The sequence below is a fragment of the Halorubrum sp. BV1 genome (assembly GCF_000746205.1).
Taxonomy (GTDB): domain Archaea; phylum Halobacteriota; class Halobacteria; order Halobacteriales; family Haloferacaceae; genus Halorubrum.
Window position 1 is genome coordinate 429,762 of record NZ_JQKV01000001.1, and the last position, 19,604, is coordinate 449,365.

At 69.4% G+C, this 19,604-nt stretch carries 17 protein-coding genes; 9 read left to right on the forward strand and 8 right to left on the reverse strand.

Going from position 1 to position 19,604, the window contains the following annotated elements:
• Positions 1 to 7: 7 nt before the first annotated feature.
• Together EP28_RS02150 and EP28_RS02155 are read right to left on the reverse strand one after the other, a co-directional pair.
• Positions 8 to 658 carry a class I SAM-dependent methyltransferase gene (locus EP28_RS02150; RefSeq protein ID WP_049982351.1) on the reverse strand — a complete coding sequence of 217 codons (651 nt, stop codon included), beginning with the start codon at positions 656 to 658 and terminating at the stop codon, positions 8 to 10.
• Positions 642 to 1,442, reverse strand: a complete 801-nt coding sequence (locus EP28_RS02155) for an RNase P subunit p30 family protein (RefSeq protein WP_049982352.1) — start codon at positions 1,440 to 1,442, stop codon at positions 642 to 644. The genes EP28_RS02150 and EP28_RS02155 overlap by 17 nt, the downstream gene beginning before the upstream one ends.
• Positions 1,443 to 1,538: 96 nt before the next feature.
• Between EP28_RS02155 and EP28_RS02160 the strand changes: the two genes are divergently transcribed.
• The gene (locus EP28_RS02160; protein WP_049982353.1) at positions 1,539 to 1,823 is read left to right on the forward strand and encodes a DUF357 domain-containing protein; all 285 of its coding nucleotides are present in this window, start codon (positions 1,539 to 1,541) and stop codon (positions 1,821 to 1,823) included.
• Positions 1,824 to 1,879: 56 nt separating this feature from the next.
• Here EP28_RS02160 and EP28_RS02165 read toward each other — a convergent pair whose 3' ends face one another.
• From EP28_RS02165 to glpK, 5 genes are all read right to left on the reverse strand, one after another.
• A complete protein-coding gene (locus tag EP28_RS02165) occupies positions 1,880 to 2,389 on the reverse strand; it encodes an MOSC domain-containing protein (protein WP_049982354.1) in 510 nt (169 codons plus the stop codon).
• Between the two features lie 136 nt (positions 2,390 to 2,525).
• Entirely contained in the window at positions 2,526 to 3,209 is a 684-nt protein-coding gene (locus tag EP28_RS02170) for an HAD-IIB family hydrolase (RefSeq protein ID WP_049982355.1), read from the reverse strand.
• 94 nt (positions 3,210 to 3,303) lie between these two features.
• Complete coding sequence (locus EP28_RS02175) at positions 3,304 to 4,467, reverse strand: Cdc6/Cdc18 family protein (protein WP_049982356.1); 1,164 nt, start codon at positions 4,465 to 4,467, stop codon at positions 3,304 to 3,306.
• Between the two features lie 272 nt (positions 4,468 to 4,739).
• On the reverse strand, positions 4,740 to 5,828 hold the full coding sequence (locus EP28_RS02180) for a DUF7973 family transport facilitator (RefSeq protein ID WP_049982357.1): 1,089 nt from the start codon (positions 5,826 to 5,828) through the stop codon (positions 4,740 to 4,742).
• A 3-nt stretch (positions 5,829 to 5,831) separates the two neighbouring features.
• Complete coding sequence (gene glpK, locus EP28_RS02185; RefSeq protein ID WP_049982808.1) at positions 5,832 to 7,361, reverse strand: glycerol kinase GlpK; 1,530 nt, start codon at positions 7,359 to 7,361, stop codon at positions 5,832 to 5,834.
• Between the two features lie 409 nt (positions 7,362 to 7,770).
• Here glpK and glpA point away from each other — a divergent pair, with 409 nt between their 5' ends.
• The 6 genes from glpA to EP28_RS02215 all read left to right on the forward strand — a co-directional run bounded on the left by glpA (position 7,771) and on the right by EP28_RS02215 (position 16,691).
• Positions 7,771 to 9,552, forward strand: coding sequence for an anaerobic glycerol-3-phosphate dehydrogenase subunit GlpA (gene glpA, locus EP28_RS02190; RefSeq protein WP_049982358.1), 1,782 nt, complete (start codon positions 7,771 to 7,773; stop codon positions 9,550 to 9,552).
• Positions 9,539 to 10,918 carry a glycerol-3-phosphate dehydrogenase subunit GlpB gene (gene glpB / locus EP28_RS02195; RefSeq protein ID WP_049982359.1) on the forward strand — a complete coding sequence of 460 codons (1,380 nt, stop codon included), beginning with the start codon at positions 9,539 to 9,541 and terminating at the stop codon, positions 10,916 to 10,918. Before glpA ends, glpB begins: the two co-directional genes overlap by 14 nt.
• Positions 10,915 to 12,456, forward strand: coding sequence for an anaerobic glycerol-3-phosphate dehydrogenase subunit C (locus EP28_RS02200; protein ID WP_049982360.1), 1,542 nt, complete (start codon positions 10,915 to 10,917; stop codon positions 12,454 to 12,456). The genes glpB and EP28_RS02200 overlap by 4 nt, the downstream gene beginning before the upstream one ends.
• Before the next feature lie 144 nt (positions 12,457 to 12,600).
• Positions 12,601 to 13,737 carry a hypothetical protein gene (locus EP28_RS02205; protein ID WP_049982361.1) on the forward strand — a complete coding sequence of 379 codons (1,137 nt, stop codon included), beginning with the start codon at positions 12,601 to 12,603 and terminating at the stop codon, positions 13,735 to 13,737.
• A 113-nt stretch (positions 13,738 to 13,850) separates the two neighbouring features.
• A complete protein-coding gene (locus EP28_RS02210; RefSeq protein WP_049982362.1) occupies positions 13,851 to 15,296 on the forward strand; it encodes a CRTAC1 family protein in 1,446 nt (481 codons plus the stop codon).
• Positions 15,297 to 15,368: 72 nt separating this feature from the next.
• Positions 15,369 to 16,691 (forward strand): NAD(P)/FAD-dependent oxidoreductase, encoded by a 1,323-nt coding sequence (locus tag EP28_RS02215; RefSeq protein ID WP_049982363.1) that lies wholly within the window; start codon positions 15,369 to 15,371, stop codon positions 16,689 to 16,691.
• Positions 16,692 to 16,731: 40 nt separating this feature from the next.
• Here the strand turns inward: EP28_RS02215 and EP28_RS02220 are convergent, their stop codons facing one another.
• Entirely contained in the window at positions 16,732 to 17,871 is a 1,140-nt protein-coding gene (locus EP28_RS02220) for a thiamine pyrophosphate-dependent dehydrogenase E1 component subunit alpha (protein ID WP_049982364.1), read from the reverse strand.
• Positions 17,872 to 18,010: 139 nt separating this feature from the next.
• On the opposite strand from EP28_RS02220, the gene dcd reads away from it, so the two are divergent.
• Together dcd and EP28_RS02230 are read left to right on the forward strand one after the other, a co-directional pair.
• Entirely contained in the window at positions 18,011 to 18,616 is a 606-nt protein-coding gene (dcd, locus tag EP28_RS02225) for a dCTP deaminase (protein ID WP_049982365.1), read from the forward strand.
• Positions 18,613 to 19,527 carry a thiamine-phosphate synthase family protein gene (locus EP28_RS02230; protein ID WP_049982366.1) on the forward strand — a complete coding sequence of 305 codons (915 nt, stop codon included), beginning with the start codon at positions 18,613 to 18,615 and terminating at the stop codon, positions 19,525 to 19,527. Before dcd ends, EP28_RS02230 begins: the two co-directional genes overlap by 4 nt.
• The last annotated feature ends 77 nt before the right edge of the window (positions 19,528 to 19,604 follow it).

Sequence of the window (19,604 nt, forward strand, 5' to 3'; positions counted from 1 at the left end):
TCGCGAGTCACTCCGAGTCGTCTGTCGATCCGCCTCGCGCCGCGAGCGCGTCGCCGCGCTCCGCGACGATCACGGCCACCTGGTCGTGGACGCGCTCGACTGTCGTCACCGCGAACCCCTCGCTCGTGAACGCCTCGACGAGCGTGCCGACTGTCGCCGGGTCGTCGACCTCGGGGCCGTAGAAGGGGGCCGCAGGATCCGGCTCCTCGAAGAAGGCCACGTCGCCGAGCACGATCCGCCGCGCTCCGGTGTCTGCCATCACACGGATCGCCTCGCGCTTCTCGTCGTCGGCGAGGTGGTGGAGCGCGAAGTTGGAGGTGACGACGTCGACCCGCTCGTCGGGATCGACATCGGGCGAGCGGAACTCGCCGTACGCGAATTCAACGTTCGACAGTCCCGCCTCCTCCGCCTTCCGTCGCCCCTCGTTCATCATCCCCTCGCTGATGTCGCGGGCGAGCACGCGGTCGGCGTCGGGCGCGACGGCCAGCGCGATCGCACCGGTGCCCGCCCCGAGATCGAGGACGGTGTCCGTGGGCGACGGCTTGGCGTGTTCGATAACGAGGCTCGCGGACGCGTGGTACTCGTCGCTCTTCGAGTCGTCGTACTCGTCGGCCATCTCGGAGAACCGCGTCGCGTGTTCTTCAACCGTCTTCTTCATACCGTCCACGTCGGACCCCCGGCGCTATGAAGGCCTCGGAGCGTCGTTCCCGAGTCCGGGCCGCGATCTCGCCCCACGCACCGAGCCCCTCGCGGACCCATTCGGGATCGAACCCCACCGCCTCCGCGGCGGCGACGACCTCGCGCGGGGCCCGTAGTTCGAGGTGGGAGGCGGCGTTCGCGCTCACGACGTGCGGGGCGTCGTAGGCGGCCACGATCTCTCTGAGCTTCCGGAGGTCGGCGAGCGCGCGGACGCGCTTGCCGCCCGTCTCCCGGAACAGCGGCCCGAGGTCGAACTCCACGTGGACGCCGTTGTCTCGGGCGGCCTTCGCGAGGACGTGGTTGAATCCGCCCGACCCCGCCATCGGTCGGGCGAGCACGTCGACTCTGGGTTCCTCGACGGCGAACCGGTTCAGCGCGTCGTCGCCTCCGACGAGACAGACGACGGTGTGTTCCGGCCGGTAGTTGCCGACCGACCCGGAGGCGCTCGTCGGGTCGTCCGCGTCGATCTCGACCGCGTCGACGACGTCGACGCCGTACTCCTCGCCGAGAGCGACCGGGTCGCGCGCACGGTCCGGAGACGCCTGAGCGCCGTCGGCGGCGTCGGCAGTGGGGTCGACTGCGTCACCCGTCTCGCCGCGGTCGGTACCCGGATCGACTCGGACCGGATCGAGCGCCTCCCGCGTCCGGACGACGATCCCGTCGTAGCCGTACCGCGCGGCGGTGGCGGCGTGGCGCGCGACGGTCGCGTCGCCGTCGGGGTGCGCGTGAACGGCCTCGTACATGGCGTCTCCTTTCGCCTCCGCCCGTATCGTCGTTGCGCTTTCGCGGCGGGGTCGCGCGACGAACGCGTTTTTACCTCTGCCTCACGACCTCGTCGCATGGCCGCCGACCTGGAGGAGAAGACGGACCGGTACGAGCGCATGCTCGCGGACGCGCTCGCGCTCGCGGAGCCGCGACCGCCCGCGTCCACGCCGCTCGGCGCGGCCGCGGCCGACGTGACCGAGATGGCCGAGTCGTACCTTGAGGACGGCCGCCACTTTCGCGAGGCGGGCGACCCGGTCAACGCGCTCGCCTCCTACTCGTACGGCTACGGCTGGCTCGACGCCGGCGTTCGGATGGGCCTGTTCGCGGTCCCGGACGACACCGAGCTGTTCACGACCTGACCGGTCGACTGCGGCCGCGGCCGCGCAGAGTCCGGTCTCGCGCGTCGTCGTAGCGGTCACGCGTCTCCGAGCCGCGAGCGCGCCGCGTCCGGCGCGTCTCCAACGACCTTGATCGGATCGCCCTGCTCGATCGCTCCACCCGAGACGATCCGCGCCCGGAGTCCGCCCCGGTGGACGAGCGCGTCGCGGACTCCCTCGCGGGCGAGGTGACGTTCGAGGTACGAGCACGGCTCGCACAGCTCGACGCCCTCACAGACCGCGTCGCCGACGCGGAACCGCACGCCGACGAGGCGGTTGCAGCCGACGCCGGCTGTCGTGAGGTTCCGCCGGTGTTCGTCCGCGCCGACGGGGATCCCGTAGTCGCGCTCGACGGCGTCGAGCGTCTCGCGTTCGATGAGCGATATCTCCCGGCTCACGTCGCGGGACGACTGCGAGTAGGTCCCGCGGTCCAGAAAGTACCGGTCGCCGCGCAGCCCGCGGCCCGAGACGGCCTCGACGCTGTCCCGCGCCTCCATGGGCGCGCCCGACTCGGGTGCGGTGTGGACGGCCGCCACCCGCCCGGTCATGCGCTGTATCCTCCGACCATGCGTGTGTCTCACGACCACGGTGGAGAAAGCGGTTGCGCCGTGCGACTGACTGCCACAGATCTGAGCCGCCGCCCGGTCCGACTTCGCGCTCACTCTGCGTCCTCACTCTGCGTCCTCACTCTGCGCGCTCTCGGAGCGTTCGCAACAGCCCGGCAGTCCCATCCATGTACGACTCCGATAAGACGGTGTCTGCGGCGTCGCGGGCGGTCGCGTCCGCGTTGGCGACGGCGTAGGACTCGCCGGCGACGGCGAACGTGGAGGCGTCGTTCTCGCTGTCGCCGATGGCGACGAAGTCCGCGGGGGCGAGACCGAGCCCGTCGGCGACGCGACAGAGGGCTTGTCCCTTGCTCACGTCCGGCGATTTGACGTGGTAGGCGTAGCCGGTGTCGACGACCTGCACCTCGTCGCCGGCGTCGGCCGCAACCTCGCGCAACAGGCGCTCGTCGGCGTCGAGAGACAGCGCGACCTCCGTCTCGCGCCAGCGGTTCACGGTGTTGCCGTCGCCCCAGCCGATCTCGCCGCCGCGCGCCTCGAAGGCCTCGACGACGGCGCGGGGCACCGCGGGATCACCGAGGATCGACGCGTCGCCGTCGACGTACGCGACCCCGCCGTTCTCCGCGATCACGGTCTCGGCCCGGCCGAGGAAGTGCGCGAGCGCGACCGGGTACGGGAACGCCTTGCCCGTCGCGAACACGACCGGCGCGTCCCAGTCGGGAAGTAGTTCGAAGACGCGAGGGTCGATCCGGCCGCTCGGCGTCGTCAGCGTCCCGTCGATGTCTAACGCGAGGGGCGGAGCCATACCGCGGATCGGAGCGACCGAGCCAACTGTCTTGCGTTCGGCGGCGAACGGTGATCCACCGCGGTTGCGGCGGCCGACCGCAGTTGACGGAGCGTTATCGAGGGCGGTCGAACAGTTCGCGGAACACGAGCGTGGGGAACCGCGGAACGAGCCGGCTCGGCGGGCGACCCTTGCCGTCGCTCCGGGCGACGGTCACTCGGTCGAGGAGGCCGGCGTCCGCAAGCTCGTAGAGGACGCGGCGCACGGTCGAGGCCGACAGGTCGACGGTCGGCCGCGAGGCGATCGTCTCGGTCGCGGCGCTCACCGACTTCCGGTCCGACTCGGGAAGACTCACGAGTTCGTAGAGGAGGCGTATTCGGCTCTCCGAAAGCGAGAGGACGCGTCCGAGAGCGACGCCGGGTTTCGTGATCTCCGCTATGCCCGCGTCGAGGTCGCGCGGCCGGATCGTCGACGCTCCCTCGCGCTCGGCCGTGACCGCAGCCCCCGTGATCGCCGCGAGCGCGTCGTGTGCGTCCCCCTCAGCCCACTCGCTGACCTCTCGGATCTGGTCGTGGGTGACCGCGTCGCGGCCGAGACCGGTCGAACACCGGCTGGTCAACAGCTCGACGAGGACGTGCCGGCGGTACGGCTCGAAGGCGACCGACTCCGACGCCTCCCAATCGATCGCGTCCGGCGACTGTCGACCCAGACACACCGGGACGATCCCGCTACCCACCTCGTCGAGCCACTCGACGACGGTCATCGGAGCGGGCGTCTCCGGCTCGTTCACATGGTCGACCGCGACGACGAGGTCCGGCCCCGTCCGCATCGCGCTGCGGAGCTTCTCCGCGAGTCCCTCCGTGCTGACCCCGTGTTCAGGCACCGGTTCGTCGCTCACCGCGTCGAGCGTGGCGTGGTACAGTCGGAACCGCGTGGCTGCCAGCCGCGCGTCGACGTAGACGAACCCGGGAAGCGTCGGCTCGATCGCTCGGGTCGACGTCTGGATCGCCTGCCGCGGGCCGCTGTGCGCCGCGAGCCGACCGAACAACGCAGAGACGATCGCGGACTTCCCGCTCCCCTTCGGACCGTGGATGTAGGCGCTCGGCGGGAGTCTACCGGAGAAGGCCGGCTCGAAGACGTCCAGCAGCCGCTCGAAGGCCGGCCCCCGACCGACGGGAGAGTCGACGTGAGAGATCGGCGAAACGGCTTCGAGATCGACGAGGACGCCGGCACCGATGTCGTATCCGAGCCGGCGCTCGATCCGGTCGTCGATGTTCACGGATCACCGTCCCTCGGCCGGGAATAAAACCCGACCGGAGCGCTGTCGGCGTCCCCCGAAGCGTCGCTCGCGGCGCTGTCGGGCACGTCGGCTGGCGATTCTCGAACGTGGCGTCTCGGTGGGTCCTGTGGCGTAGTCATGTGCGTCTCGGTGGGTACTACACGGTTCGCGGCTCAGCGTCTCCGAGCCGCGACGGACGGCCGCGGGGACGTTCCGGCGACGCGCGCCGCGGTGGTCTCGCTCTCGGCCGTGAAACGGCCTCGCGATCGTCCTCAGAGGTAGCCCGCGTTGGGCAAGATTCCGAGGATGGAGAGGATCGCCACGGCGACCATCGCGATGGCGATAGCCATCGCGGGCGGGTCGACGTGCGTGCCGGAGTGCGAGTAGAACAGCCGCTGCGTGACCTCACCGAGGAGGCCGCTCACGGCACCGAAAGCACCGGCGGCGAGCAGCGCGACGACGCTCCCGGCGATGGGATCGACCACGACCGCGCCGACGGCACCGATCAGCGTGATGTGGTGGGTCACCGGGAAGTTCTCGACGCCGAGCTGCAAGAACAGCAGGCTCATCGCAGAGATCGCGTAGCCGAGGAAGATACTCCCCGTCTGGATCCAGATGTAGCCGCCGAGAAGGCCCCCGACGACGCCGATAACGGCGACGTTCAGCCACTTGTACTGCTGGGGGAGCCACGGCTCCGTCGCGAGCCGGCCGGCGTGTTCTTCCGGGCCGCCGTCCGCCTTCGGATGCGACTCTTCGTTCTCGAACGGCGACATATCGAGGTAGCCGGAGCCGTTCGGCGACCCGACGATCGGGTACCCGAAGGCGGCCCGAGCGATGAACGCGCTCAACACGACCGTGAGCGCGATGGAGTCGGTCACGCCCGTCCCGCTCACGACGAGCAGGCTCGCCGACAGCTGATTGATGACGACGCCGAGCACGCCGAATATCGCGCCGACGGCGAGGATGTCCGGCTTCGTGCCGAACGCGTACAGGATGTTCTTTCCGAAGTGGTAGTCCCAGCCGGCGGGCTCCATCTCGGGGTACTTCTTGCCGGCGTACGCCGAGGCGGCCACGCCGCCCGCGAACGCGATGTGCGGCCCGGTGATCGCCCCGAAGCCGATGACGCCCGTAATGCCGGCGGCGAGCTGTCCGGGTTCGATGGCACCGATCTGGCCGGTCACTTGCCGCTGCAAGATCGCGACACCCTCACCGAGGAACACGACGAAGCCCGTGAAGACGAACGCCGGCAGCGCGCCGATCGCGGCACCGAACGCGCCGCCCGCGAGCGCGGTGATGATGAGGAGCAGGAACTGCTCGACCGGCATTCCGATGACCGGGACCGTCAAGAGGAGTCCACTCATGATCTATTCCTCCTGTGCCCAGTCGAGAGACTTTTCGACGGCGTCGCCCCAGCGGTCGTACAGCGGGTCGACCTCGGACTGGCTCTTTTCGGGCGTGAACTCTCGGTCGACCTGCCAGTTGTCGCGGAGTTCGTCGACGGTGTCCCAGTAGCCGACGGCGAGCCCGGCCGCGTACGCGGATCCGAGCGCGGTCGTCTCGTCGACTTCCGGTCGCGCGATGTCCGTCTGGATGATGTCGGACTGGAGCTGACAGAGGAAGTTGTTCTTCACCGCGCCGCCGTCGACGCGGAGGCTCGTCGTCTCCACGCCGGAATCGGCCTCCATCGCCTCCGCGACGTCGCGCGTCTGGTAGGCGATCGATTCGAGCGTCGCGCGGACGATGTGCTCCTTGCTTGTGCCGCGAGTCATCCCGACGATGGTGCCGCGGGCGCGACCGTCCCAGTGAGGCGCGCCGAGCCCCGTGAACGCCGGGACCATGTAGACGCCGTCGGTCGAATCGACGGACCGCGCGAGTTCGGCGGTCTGTGCGGCGTTGTTGATCAGATCGACGTCTTCGAGCCACTCGATTGCGGCACCGGTGATGAATATCGACCCTTCGAGCGCGTACTGAACGGGCTCGCCGGACATCTGGAAGCCGATGGTCGTCAAGAGTCCGTGGTCGGACTCGACGGCGTCGGTGCCCGTGTTCATCAGGTAGAAGGAGCCGGTCCCGTAGGTGTTCTTCGCGTCGCCCTCGTCGAAGCAGGTCTGGCCGAACAGCGCGGCCTGCTGGTCGCCCAAAGCGCCGGCGACGGGGATTTCCTCGCCGAGGAAGCCGTCCGCGTCGGTGTGGCCGTAGTACTCCTCGTCTGAGGAGGGGCGTACCTCGGGCACCATCTCCTTCGGTACGTCGAACTCCGCCAGCAGTTCGTCGTCCCACTCTAAGTCCCGGATGTTGTACAGCATCGTCCGGGACGCGTTCGTGACGTCTGTGATGTGATTACCCGTGAGGTTGTAGATGAGCCACGAGTCGATCGTACCCATCACCAGTTCGCCTTCGCGGGCGCGGTCGCGGAGGTCGCCGCCGCGGGAACTCTGCATCTTGAGCGGCTCCGCGTTGTCGAGGATCCACTCGGTCTTCGTCGCAGAGAAGTACGCGTCGGCTTCGAGGCCGGTCTTCTCGCGAATCTCCTCGACCATGTCGGCCTCCTGTAGCTCCTCGACGCGGTCGGTCGTTCGGCGGTCCTGCCAGACCAAGGCATTGTGAACCGGCTTTCCGGAGTCTTTGTCCCAGACGATCGTCGTCTCGCGCTGGTTCGTGATCCCGATCGCATCAAGCTGGTCAGCTTCGAGGCCGGCGTCAGCGAGGCCGTCGAGCACGACCTGTTGTGTGTTCTCCCAGATCTCGATCGGGTCGTGTTCGACCCAGCCGGGATTGGGGTAGATCTGTTCGTGTTGTTCGTAAGCGTTCGCGACGACCTGCCCGCCGTGGTCGAACACCATAAAGCGGGTGCCAGTCGTCCCCTGGTCTATCGCACCGACGTACTGTGTCATGTGTTTGATCCCTCCTGTGGCGCTGGTCCGGTTCCGACAGCGACGGTCGCAAACGGCGTCGCGGTGGTCGTTCGGACCACCCTCGCCGTCCGGAACACGCCGCGGCGTCCCCCCTGCGGTACTCGCCGCAGACGCCGCGTTCGGCAGCGAGACCGACTCACCGGCCGAACGCGAGTACGCTCGCCGTCGCCGACGCAACATATCTTCACGGAAGCTACCACGCCGTTCGTGAACATAACGTACTACCATAATAAACTTCCCGTTAAAATCTCGATCGAGCGCCGTATGAAAAAGAGAGTATATAAGAGCCGCGGTGGGGCCACCGGACAACCCATATGAACATCTCGTATCGTTACCCGAGGTCGCAGGTAGGAGGTAAAGTAAAGTAGGCAGGGGCCAAGCGACACACATGGACAGACAGGTGGACGTCGTCGTCGTCGGTGGGGGGTCGACGGGATGCGGCGTCGTCAGGGACCTGGCGCGACGGGGGGTAGAGGTGGTCCTCGTCGAGAAGGGGAACCTGACGCACGGGACGACGGGTCGCATGCACGGACTGTTACACAGCGGGGGACGGTACGCCGTCTCGGACCAGAAGAGCGCCCGCGAGTGTATCGAGGAGAACCGGGTGCTCCGCGACATCGCGGCCCACTGCGTCGAGGAGACCGGCGGGCTGTTCGTGAAGCGTCCGGAGGACTCGGAGGAGTACTTTCAGGAGAAACTGGAGGGATGCCGCGCCTGCGACATCCCCGCCGAGGTGATAGACGGCGAGGAGGCGCGGCGGCGCGAGCCGTACCTCGCGCGCGACGTGGAGAAGGCGATCGCCTTACCCGACGGCGCGGTCGACCCCTTCCGACTCTGCGTGTCGAACGCGGCCGACGCCCGCGAGCACGGCGCGCGGATCGAGACCCACGCGCCGGTCACCGACGTGCTCGTCGAGGACGGCGAGGTCGTCGGCGTCGAGATCGAACACGAGACGGGGCCCGGCAAGCGGGTCCACCGCGAGCCGGGGACGACGGAGGAGATCCGCGCGCGCCACGTCGTCAACGCGACCGGCGCGTGGGCGGGAAACGTCGGAGAGATGGCCGGCGTCGACGTGGAGGTTCGCCCCTCGAAGGGCGTGATGACGGTGATGAACACCCGGCAGGTCGACACCGTAATCAACCGCTGTCGACCCAAGGGCGACGCCGACATCATCGTCCCTCACGAGACCGCCTGCATTCTCGGAACGACGGACGAGGAGGTCGACGACCCCGAGGACTACCCCGAGGAGGACTGGGAAGTGGATCTGATGATCGAGACCCTCTCCGAGCTCGTGCCGGAGCTCAAGAACGCCCGGACGCTCCGGTCGTTCTGGGGCGTCCGGCCGCTGTACGAGCCGCCGGGAACCGGAACCGAAGATCCGACCGACATCACGCGCGACTATTTCCTCCTCGATCACGGCGACCGCGACGACCTCCCGGGGATGACGACCATCGTCGGCGGGAAGCTCACCACGTACCGGATGATGGCGGAGTCCATCTCCGACCACGTCTGCGACGCGCTCGGCCACGAGGCGACCTGTGACACCGCCGACGCACCGCTCCCCGGCTCCGAGAGTCCGGCGCGGATGAACGAGCTGATGGACGAGTTCGGCCTCCGCTCGCCGGTCGCCCGACGGTCGGGCCAGCGGCTCGGATCCCGCGCCGACGACGTGCTGGAGGGCGTCGACCCCAACCCCGTCGTCTGCGAGTGCGAGGGCGTCACGCGCGCGGAGGTTCGAAATGCTATCGACGAGGCCGGCAGCGACCTCAACGCGGTCCGGCTCCGCACCCGCGCCTCGATGGGTAACTGTCAGGGCGGGTTCTGTTCACACCGGATCGCCGCGGAGCTGGCGCGAGAGTACCCCGAACCGGTCGTCCGCGACGCCGAAGACGAGCTGTATCAGGAACGCTGGAAGGGACAGCGGCACGCGCTGTGGGGCCGGCAGCTCTCGCAGGCGATGTTGAACCACCTGCTGCACGCGACGACGATGAACCGCGACGGCGACCCGGCGGGCCTCGACGGCGCGGTGGACTTCGACGCGTTCGACGCAGGAGCCGACGCCGACGCGGCCGGGTCGGACGCCTCCGAACCCGCCGGAACCGCCGCGGCCGACGGCGGCCGAGTCGGCGAGAACGCCGGGAGCAGCGGGGTGACCGATGGCGATCGATAGCGACGTCCTCGTCGTCGGCGGCGGGATCGCGGCGATCACGTCTGCTGTCGCGGCGGCCCGCGAGGGCGCGGACGTCCGGCTCGTCTCGCACAAATCGAGCACGCTCCGGCAGGCCTCCGGACTGATAGACGCGCTCGGGTACGTCCCGGCGACGGAGCCCGCGACGCCGCTTCGCGAGGGGCCGCCGACGGCGGGCCGCGAACTCGACCGCGACGAGTGGCCGGACCCGGAGGGGCCGCTTTCCGACCCGTTCGAGGGGATCGAACGGCTTCCCGACTCGCATCCGTACCGGATCGTCGGCGCGGAGGCGCTCCGCGAGGGGCTCGCGCTCTTCGACGACCTCGTCGGCGACGCCTACCGCGGTGGCCACACCGACCGCAACGCCCTCGTTCCGACGTTCGGCGGGAGCGTGAAGCCGACCGCGCGGTACCCCGCGGCCGCCGAGGCTGGACTCGCGAGCGACAACCGGCCGACGCTCATCGTCGGGTTCCGGTCGCTCACGGAGTACGACGCGCGGGCGTTCGCGGGGCGGCTCGAGGCGGCCGGCGTCCCGTTCGACGTCGCCGGCGCGGAAGTCGAGTTCGTGGAGGCGTTCCGCGCCGACACGAAGGTGACGCGGATCGCGAAGGCGCTCGACCACGACGAGGAGATCGACGGGACGCCCGCTCGCGAGGCGCTCGCGAAGGCGGTCGCGCCGCACCTCCACGACGCCGAAGACGAGGCGGGCGGCGTCGAGCGCGTCGACCGCGTGGGGTTCCCGGCGTTCCTCGGGGACGACCGGGGGAACGAGGTGCGCGCCGAACTCGCCGACCGGCTCGGTGCGGACGTGTTCGAGATTCCGATGGGGCCGCCGAGCCTGCCGGGGCTCCGGCTCGAAGACCGGCTGTACGACGCGCTCGCCGACGCAGGCGTCCGGTTCGAAACCGGCAACCCCGTCGTGGGGATCGACGCGGCCGCGGACGGGCGAGTCGAGGCCGTCGGCGTTGACCGGAAGGGCCGGGAGACGCCGTACGCCGCCGACGCGTTCGTGCTGGCGACTGGAGGGCTGGTCGGGAAGGGACTCGACTCCGATCGGGATGGGGTCCGCGAGCCCGTCTTCGACCTGCACGTCGACCAGCCCACGGACCGCTACGAGTGGTTCGTCGACGACGTGTTCGGCGACCAGCCGTACGCCCGGTTCGGGGTGCGCCCCGACGAGCGGTGTCGGCCGCTGGACGCGGACGGGGAGGTACAGTACGAGAACGTCTTCGCGGCCGGCGGGGTCGTCGGCGGCGCGGACGTGGCGAGAGAGAAATCCGCGAGCGGGGTGTCGCTCGCGACCGGCGTGACGGCCGGACGAGAGGCGGCGACGGAGGCGAACGAATGACACGAGACACACAACGCGGCGGTGACGACGGCGGACGGGAGACGACCGACGAACCGGGAGACACGACCGACGGATCGGAGGGTGCGACCGACGGATCGGACGAAACGCCGCACCCGGAGCCGGGTGTGCCCCGGGTCGGCCGCGACGAGCAGCCGTCGATCTTCGTCCCGGACGAGGGGGACTCGGCGGGGGGAGACGCGGCGGGGCTTTCGGACCGCGCCGCCACCGACGGCGGCGTCGAGAGCGCGACCGGCGGCTCCGACTCCGCGGACCTCGATCCCGACGCCTACGACCCGGTGGACGTGTTCCCCGGCGGCGACCTCGATCTCAGAGAGGGCGCGGACTCCTGTTACAAGTGCACGAGCTGTGACACCTCCTGTCCGGTCGCCGAGGTCGACGAGGAGTTCCCGGGGCCGAAGTTCCAAGGCCCGGAGCAGTGGCGGCTCAAGCGCAAGGACGACCACGACATCGACGAGTCGATCACGTCGTGTTCGAACTGCATGCGGTGTGACTCCGCGTGTCCCTCCTCCGTGCCGCTCTCGCAGATGCACAACGAGGCGCGCGGACAGTTCGTCGAAGAGCAGATGGAGAAGCTCTCGCGGGAGTACATTCGCAATCGGATCCTCTCGAACTACCGCTTTTTCGCCTCCATCGCGAGCAAGGTCCCGCGGCTGGCGAACGCGGCGGCGAAGATCCCGGGCGCGATGACGATAGGCGAGAAGGTTCTCGGAATCGCCGGCGAGCGCGACTTCCCCGAGTTCGCCACCCAGACGTTCCGCGAGTGGTGGCGCGAGCGCGGGGGCGCGCAGGTCGAGAACCCGGACAAGCGGGTCGCGTACTTCCACGGCTGTTACTCGAACTACAACACCCCCGAGGTCGGCAAGGCCATGGTGCGGGTGTACGAGCACTTCGGGTACGAGGTCATGGTGCCGCCCCAGAAGTGCTCCGGGACGCCGATGTTCGCGAACGGAATGCTGAAAGACGCCCGGAGACACGCGGAGACGAACGTCGAGAACCTCGTCGAGGCGATAGGCGAGGGCGCGGACGTGATCGCGTCGTGTACCTCCTGTTCGCTCTCGCTGCGACAGGAGTACCCCGAGCTGTTCGACATCCACGGGATCGAGGACGTCTCAGAGCACACCTTCGAGGCGCTCGAATACCTCCGTATCCACGAGGATCTGGATGACGAGCTGGCGGGCACCGAACTCGCGGACGAGCAGTCGTTCGCGTACCACGCGCCGTGTCACGCCCGCAACCAAGGGCTCTCCCGACAGGCCGTCGAGACGTTCCGCGACGTGGAGGGCGTCGAGATGGAAGACGTCGGCGACTCCTGTTCCGGCATCTCCGGGACCTACGGCTGGAAAGAAGAGAAATACGAGAAATCGATGGAGATCGGCGCGGAGATGTTCGAGCACATGGAGGACGCCGAAGGCGACGTGGGGATGACAGAGTGTCCGACCTGCGCGATGCAGATGGAACACGGCACGGGCTATGAGATCAAACACCCGCTCCAACTGCTCGAAGACACCGTCGCCTGAGGGAGTCGACAACCGAGAACGGGACGGTCTGTGAGCGGTTCGTCAACGCCGAAACCGTGTGATTCCGCGGACGTCTTCCGCTGTTTTTCAAACCGGATAACCACGAGCCAATACTTATGCCGGATTCACCCGGAACAACGTTTCGTGACGCTCGAACAGCTCCTCGATCGCTTCGGCAGCGTCGAGCGATCCCTCGTCGTGGTCAACCGAACCGACCCCGATCCCGTGTTGAACATGCTCGTCGACACGTTCGGGGACACCGGGGTGACCGTGGTCGACGGACGAACGGTGGGGGAGCCGGCGGACGGCGAAGAGTCGGCGGACGGCGAAGAGTCGGCGGACGGCGAAGAGTCGGCGGACGGCGAAGAGTCGGAGACCGAGAGCACGGACGTCCGGAAGCAGGCGGACGGCGCGGGAGCGGAGGGAGAGGATGCAAGAGCGGACGGCGCGGGATCGGAGGCGGGCGGCGGAACCGTCTCCACCCGGGCGACGCGCGACGGCGGCCTCGCCGCGAGCGAGTTCACCACGGTACAGACCTCTGGGGGCGCTCCCGGTTCCACGCCCGACCTCGTGATCGACGCGGAGGAGCTGCGCCGGAACGACGCGGTGTCGTTTGACGGCGAGAGTCTGGCCGACGTCGAGAACCTCGCGCTCCTCGTCGAGGGCGACGAGGTGGTGGCTGGGTCGACGCTCGGCGAACTGGGCGACGCGGTCCTTTTCGTCAACTCCGATCTGTATATCACGGGCAGCCGCCCCATCGCCGGCCTCGATCTCCCGGCCGTCATCTCCGGGCTCGACGACACGCTGTTCACGCTGCGCGGCTACCCCGAATCGAACAGGCAGAAACTGCTTCTCATCACCATCTCTCGGTTCATCGAACGCGCCGCGTGGATCGCCGGGGACGGCACGCTCCGCTCGTCGTTCCAGCGGCTCTCCCGTCTCGACGACGAGGTCGGAACCCGAGACGTGTACGAACGCGTCGCCGGCGGCGGAGTCGAGACGCACCTCTACGGTGTCCCCGACGACGTGCCGAACGGGATCGACGCGACCATCCACAGCGGCTACACGCCGGATTACACCGACAGCTGGTTCGTCGTGTATCGACCGCCCGACGGGCCGCAGCCGGTCGATCCGGAGGCGGGTGCCGATATCAAGCGCGGGGTCGAAGGCGGCGTGGCCCTCCTCGCGGTCGAGTCAGAGCCTCGCGTCTGGCGCGGACTCTGGTCGTTCGAGCCGGATCGCGTCCGCACGATTCACCGGTACGTCGAGCGAAACCTGTAGCCGACGGAGACGCGCCTCGCGACCGGTCGCGGCGAGGGGCGGGTAAATACCACGTCGTTCGCGTCGTGAATCCAACCCGTGAGTTCATATTCCCCGAGCGGTGACGGTCGGTCATGTTCACGGAGCGGTCGGACCTCCTCGCGGGCGACGACCCACTTCGCGGCTACGGAATCGCGGTGACGCCGGGCCGGGAGGGACCGCTCCTGTTCGTCGCCGGCTACGGAGAGCCGAACCGCCTGTACGCCCGCGACGGCGACCGCTTCGTCGACACCGCCTGTGGGATCGTCGCCGACGGGACCCGCCACGGGATGGGCGTCTGCGCCGCCGACCTCGACGCCGACGGCTGCGAGGAGGTGTACGTTCACAACTGTGCGAGAGGCGTCGACGGCGGCGATCCGGACCTGCTCTTGAGCCGTGTCGAATCGGACCGGTTCCGCTGGACCGACGTGTTCGCGCTCGACGTGAACGCGGACCGGCTCGACGTCCGCGCGGGCCGGTCTGTGGCCGCGCTCGACCGGCTCGGAACGGGACGGTACGGGGTCGCCGTCTCCGGGTACGCCGCGCCGCTCGCGTTCTACGAACTCGGCGACGACGGCGAGATAACGGACATGGCAGAAGCCGTCGGTCTCACGGTCGACGGCGGCTGCCGCTCGCTGCTCTCAGTTCCCGACTGCTCCGGCGAGGGCGACCTGTTCGCCGGTGTCGAACGGGGAGCGAATCGGCTGTTCCGGAACGACGGTGGTCACTACGACGGGTCCGCCGATATCCCGGCGCTCGCGGACCCGTCCGGCGACACTCGTGGTGCCGCGCTCGTCGACGAGGGCGGGACGTTCGCGTTCGCCATCGGCAACGAGGGCGGGCCGAACCGGCTCCTCCGCCGGACCGGCTCCGGATCGTTTTCGGACGTCGCGACGGATTCGCTCCGCGGTCCTCACCGCGTCCGAACGGTCGTCGCCGCCGACTTCGACAACGACGGCCGGGAGGAACTGTTCTACAACGCCGCCGGGGAGCCGAACCGGCTCTACGAGCGCGTCGGCGAGCGATGCGTCGAGCGCGCCGGCGGCCACGACACGCGCTGGCGGCGCGTCGACCCCGGACCCGCCGCCGAGCCGGACGGGTTCGGCACGGGTGCGGTCGCCGCGGACCTCGACGGCGACGGTGTCCTCGAACTGATCGTCGTCCACGGCGAGGTCGCCGCACAGCCGATCTCTGTGTATCGGCATTCTGACGCCGCAGACGCCGACTGGCTTCGGCTCCGGCCGTCGACTCGGTATGGAGCCCCCGCCCGCGGCGCGGTCGTCACCCTCGACACGACGGCCGGGACCCAGTGTCGCGCTATCGACGCCGGCGGGGGCTGTCTCTGTCAGACCGAGCCGGTGGCGCACTTCGGCCTCGGAGACGCGACGCCGGTCAGCGCGACCGTCCGCTGGCCCGACGGACGCGAGCGGACCCTGACAGACCTCCCGACGAACGCGTCGATCGGCGTCGAACACCCGTCGAACCTGGCCGTGACGCGACGGCGCGGCGGGCGAGTCGGGGGGTCGTCCGCGGGGCGGTGACCTCGAAGCGACAGTCGACCTGTCCGCCGGCGACCCGCCGCCGCTTATAATCCCGCGTCCCGATACGCCTGTATGGACGGAGACGCCACCGTCGTCGGCGGCGGGCTAAGCGGGCTCGTCGCGGCGGCCCGGCTCGCGGACGCGGGCGCAGACGTGACGCTTTTCGAACGCCGCCCGACGGTCGGCGGGCGCGTGCGGACCGAGACGGTCGACGGGTTCACGCTCGATCGCGGCTTTCAGGTGCTTTTCACCGGCTACCCCGCCGTCGAGCGCGAGCTCGGATCTGACGGGATCGACGACCTCGATCTCCGGCGGTTCGCTCCCGGCGCGACGATCTGTCGGCCGGGGTCGCGCGCGGTGCTCGCAGATCCGATTCGCGACCCCCGGCACGCGCTCGCGTCGCTGCGAAACGACGAGGTGTCGTTCTCGGATAAGCTCCGGACGCTCGCGCTCCGGTACGACCTCGACCGACGAGACGAACGCGACTTCTTCTCCGGACCGGACGCGTCAATCCGCGAGTACCTTCGGAGTTGGGGATTCGCCGACGAGTACCTCGCGAACTTCGTCGAGCCGTTCTACGGCGGGATCACCCTCGACAGAACGCTGTCGACCTCGAAGCACGTCTTCGAGTACACGTTCCGCGCGATGAGCCGCGGCTCGATCGGCGTGCCGGCCGCCGGCATGGCGGCGCTTCCGGAGGCGCTCGCCGCCCGGGCGCGGTCGGCGGGCGTCGAGATACGGACCGGCGCGGCCGTCGAGTCGGTGCGGACGGAAGAGGGCGGGCGACTCCCGTTTCGGAGCGGATCGTCCGACGCCGGACGCGCCGTCGTCGAACTCGAAGACGGCTCGACGCGCGAGAGCGACGTGGTCGTCGTGGCCGCGTCGCCGCCGGAGGCCCGGAAGCTCACCAGCGTCGACGCGATCCCCACGGAGGGCGTCCCGAATGTCACCGGCTGGTACGCGCTGCCGGCGGACGCGGCCCCAGAGTCCGGATCTCGGATCCTGCTCAACGCCGCCGGCGAATCGCCGAACGCGGTCGTGCCGATGTCGACGGTTGCACCGGAGTACGCGCCCGACGATCGGGCGCTTCTCGCGGCGACGTTCCTCGGCGACGGCCCGCTCCGCCGCCCCGCGGACGCGCTCCGCGACGACGTCCGCGACGCGCTTCACGCGTGGTTTCCGGGTGAGGACTTCTCGGCGCTGGAGACCGTCGACGTCCACCGGATCCGGTTCGCGCAGTTCGCGCAGCCGCCGGGCGTCCACGCGACGCTCCCGGGCGCAGACGACCCCGAGGGACCGGTCGTGATCGCCGGCGACTACACGGAGTGGTCGTCGATTCAGGGAGCGATGGAGAGCGGGCGGACGGCGGCGGAGGCGGCGCGGGCGTATCTGTAGGACACCGGCTAGCGCTTGCTACCCGTGTTCCCGCCTCCCGCTACTCCCGCAGGAACGCGTCTTCGCCGTGTTCATCGACGGCGGCGAGCAGTTCGTCGCGCTGGCGGCGGAGTTCCGGCGGGAGTTCGGCGTAGGCGTGATCGAACATGTCCGCGGGGTCGGCCTCGATCGACTCCGCGGCGTCGATGGCGTCGGCGACGATCTCGTCCGCCTCCTCGTGGATCGCCGCGACGCCCTCGTCGTCGATCCGGCCCGTCTCGCGGAGGAACGTCTCCATCCGATCGATCGGGTCGAGCGCGCGCCACGGCTCGACCTCGTCTTCGTCGCGGTAGACGGTCGGGTCGTCGGCGGTCGTGTGCGCGCCGAACCGGTACTCGACGAACTCGATGAGCGCGGGACGAGGGGGGGCGTCGTCGGACGCAGTGGCGTCCGAACCGTCGCCGCCCGCCCGCGCTCGCTTCGCCGCCTCACGCGTGACCGCGTAGCTCGCCAGCGGGTCCATCCCGTCGACGCGGACGCCGTCGAAGCCGTACGCGTCCGCCTTCTGTGCGAACGTCTCGCTCGCGGTCTGGTCCGCCTCGGGGATCGAGATGGCCCAGCCGTTGGCGTGACAGCAGAACAGCGTGGGGGTGTCGAACACGCCGGCGAAGTTCATCGCCTCGTGGAAGTCGCCCTCGCTCGTCGCGCCGCCTCCGAAGTGACAGGCGACGAGCCGGTCCTCGTCGCGGTAGTCGAACGCCCACGACGCGCCGACCGCGTGCGGAATGTGCGCCGCGATGCCGATGTTCAGCGGGAAGACGTTGCCCGCGGCGATGGCCTCCGTTCCGACCTCGTGGCCCATCCAGTAGGGGAGGTACTCGGTGAGCAGGTCGCGCACGACGATCGCGCCGTGCTCGCGGTACTGGTAGCTGATGAGATCGCGGTCCGCGAGCGCGTGCGTCGAGCCGACGGCGGACCCCTCCTGTCCCGCACAGGGCGCGTACGTCCCGATTCGCCCCTGCCGCTGGAGGCTGACTGCACGCTCGTCGAACCGCCGAGTGACGACCAGATCGCGGTAGATCGCGCGGAACCGGTCGTCAGTGAGGTCGGGAACGGTCGCGTCCGGGAGCGGACGTCCGTCCGCGTCGAGCACCCGAACCACATCCTCGTCGGCGAGCGGGTCGGTCCCGTGTTCGTCCATGCCGGATCGGTGTGCGCCGAGGTCAAAGGAGTTAGCGGTCGAACGGACACGGGGGACCGGTCGAACGGACCGCGTCGTCGACAGTCGGACAGACGAGCGTTTTTGCAGGATTTATACCGACCGCGCACCCTCTCCCGGTATGATATTGTCGGACGCGGACATCCTCTCCCGACTCGCGGACGGGGACCTCGCGATCGAACCCCTCGACGACATCGACCAGCAGGTCCAGCCGGCCAGCGTCGACCTCCGGCTCGGCGAGCGATTCTTAGAGTTCCAGCGGACCAACATCCCGTGTATCCACCCGACGGAGGCCGACGAGGTCGGCGAGTACGTCACGGAGACCACCGTCGATCAGGGCGACGAGTTCATCCTCCACCCCGGCGACTTCGTCCTCGGCACGACCGCAGAGCGCGTCGCGATCCCGGACGACCTCGTCGCGCACGTCGAGGGGCGCTCGTCGCTCGGCCGACTCGCGATCGTCGTGCACGCGACCGCCGGGCTCTGTGACCCCGGATACGAGGGACAGATCACCCTCGAACTCTCGAATCTCGGGACCGCCCCCGTCGCGCTCTCGCCGGGGATGCGCGTCTCACAGCTCACGTTCACGGAACTCAAGTCGCCCGCAGACAGACCGTACGGAGCGGAGCGGGGCTCGAAATACCAGAATCAGGACGGCCCGCAAGCCTCGCGGATCGGCGATGATCCGGAGTTTTCGGGCGACGGTCCGGAGGGCGACGCTCGATGAGGTTCATAGAGGAGGTCGTCGTCGACGAGTTCCTTCCGACCGTGCGCTCGATGCTCGCCGAGGACCTCCGCGAGCGGGGGTTCACGCAGCTGGAAGTCGCTGACGCGCTCGGGATCTCGCAGTCTGCGGTCTCGAAGTACGCCCACGGCGAGGTCGCCAGACACGAGCGCGTCGTCGCCGACGACCGCGTCCGCGACCTCGTCGACCGCGTCGGCGAGGGGCTCGCCGCCGGCGACCTCACGCCCGTCGGCGCGCTCGTCGAGATCGAAGTGCTGATCCGCCGACTGGAGGAGGGCGACCTCCTCGCCGACCTCCACGAGGAGGCGATGCCGGCGCTGTCGGACGCCGACGTCGAGTTCTCGGTCCACGACCCGGACAGCGGACTCCGCGAGCGCGAGCGCGTCCTCGGGTCGGTCCGGCGCGGGCTCCGCACCCTGACGAACGCGTCGGGATTCGCGGGTCTGATCCCGAACGTCGGCGCGAACGTCGTGGAGTGTCTCGACGATGCGACGACCGTCGACGACGTCGCCGCCGTCCCCGGTCGGCTCGTCGACGTGAAGGGACAGGCGATGGTCCCGGGCGAGCCGGAGTTCGGCGTGAGCGAGCACGTCGCGAGCGTCCTACTCGCCGCCCGCGAGGCCGGCTCGACCGCCCGCGGCGCGGTGAACCTCCGGTACGATCCAGAGACCGTCGAGACGCTCGCCGACTCGTACCCGACCGTCGAGTTCGACCCGGAGCGCCCGACGCACGAGGCGGTGCGGGAGGCGGTCGCGGCCGCCGATCTCCCGGCCGACAGCGACGACGGAACGCTCGTCTGCTATCAGACCGGTGCGGTCGGCATCGAGCCGATCATCTACGTCCTCGCGCCGACTGCGTCCGAGGCGGCCGCGATCGTCCGGAAAATCGTGTGAGCGAGACGCGGCGGTCCGCGGCTCTCGTCTGGGGGTAGCCCGTGATCGGTCTTCATTACCGTCCCGGTCGAAGACAT

Excerpts from the sequence above, each read along its gene's own strand:
- dcd (WP_049982365.1), top strand. The coding sequence starts at position 18,011 with ATGATATTGTCGGACGCGGACATCCTCTCCCGACTCGCGGACGGGGAC.
- EP28_RS02200 (WP_049982360.1), top strand. The coding sequence starts at position 10,915 with ATGACACGAGACACACAACGCGGCGGTGACGACGGCGGACGGGAGACG.
- EP28_RS02230 (WP_049982366.1), top strand. The coding sequence starts at position 18,613 with ATGAGGTTCATAGAGGAGGTCGTCGTCGACGAGTTCCTTCCGACCGTG.
- glpK (WP_049982808.1), bottom strand. The coding sequence starts at position 7,361 with ATGACACAGTACGTCGGTGCGATAGACCAGGGGACGACTGGCACCCGC.
- EP28_RS02180 (WP_049982357.1), bottom strand. The coding sequence starts at position 5,828 with ATGAGTGGACTCCTCTTGACGGTCCCGGTCATCGGAATGCCGGTCGAG.
- EP28_RS02170 (WP_049982355.1), bottom strand. The coding sequence starts at position 3,209 with ATGGCTCCGCCCCTCGCGTTAGACATCGACGGGACGCTGACGACGCCG.
- EP28_RS02160 (WP_049982353.1), top strand. The coding sequence starts at position 1,539 with ATGGCCGCCGACCTGGAGGAGAAGACGGACCGGTACGAGCGCATGCTC.
- EP28_RS02210 (WP_049982362.1), top strand. The coding sequence starts at position 13,851 with ATGTTCACGGAGCGGTCGGACCTCCTCGCGGGCGACGACCCACTTCGC.
- EP28_RS02215 (WP_049982363.1), top strand. The coding sequence starts at position 15,369 with ATGGACGGAGACGCCACCGTCGTCGGCGGCGGGCTAAGCGGGCTCGTC.
- EP28_RS02150 (WP_049982351.1), bottom strand. The coding sequence starts at position 658 with ATGAAGAAGACGGTTGAAGAACACGCGACGCGGTTCTCCGAGATGGCC.
- glpB (WP_049982359.1), top strand. The coding sequence starts at position 9,539 with ATGGCGATCGATAGCGACGTCCTCGTCGTCGGCGGCGGGATCGCGGCG.
- EP28_RS02220 (WP_049982364.1), bottom strand. The coding sequence starts at position 17,871 with ATGGACGAACACGGGACCGACCCGCTCGCCGACGAGGATGTGGTTCGG.
- EP28_RS02155 (WP_049982352.1), bottom strand. The coding sequence starts at position 1,442 with ATGTACGAGGCCGTTCACGCGCACCCCGACGGCGACGCGACCGTCGCG.
- glpA (WP_049982358.1), top strand. The coding sequence starts at position 7,771 with ATGGACAGACAGGTGGACGTCGTCGTCGTCGGTGGGGGGTCGACGGGA.
- EP28_RS02165 (WP_049982354.1), bottom strand. The coding sequence starts at position 2,389 with ATGACCGGGCGGGTGGCGGCCGTCCACACCGCACCCGAGTCGGGCGCG.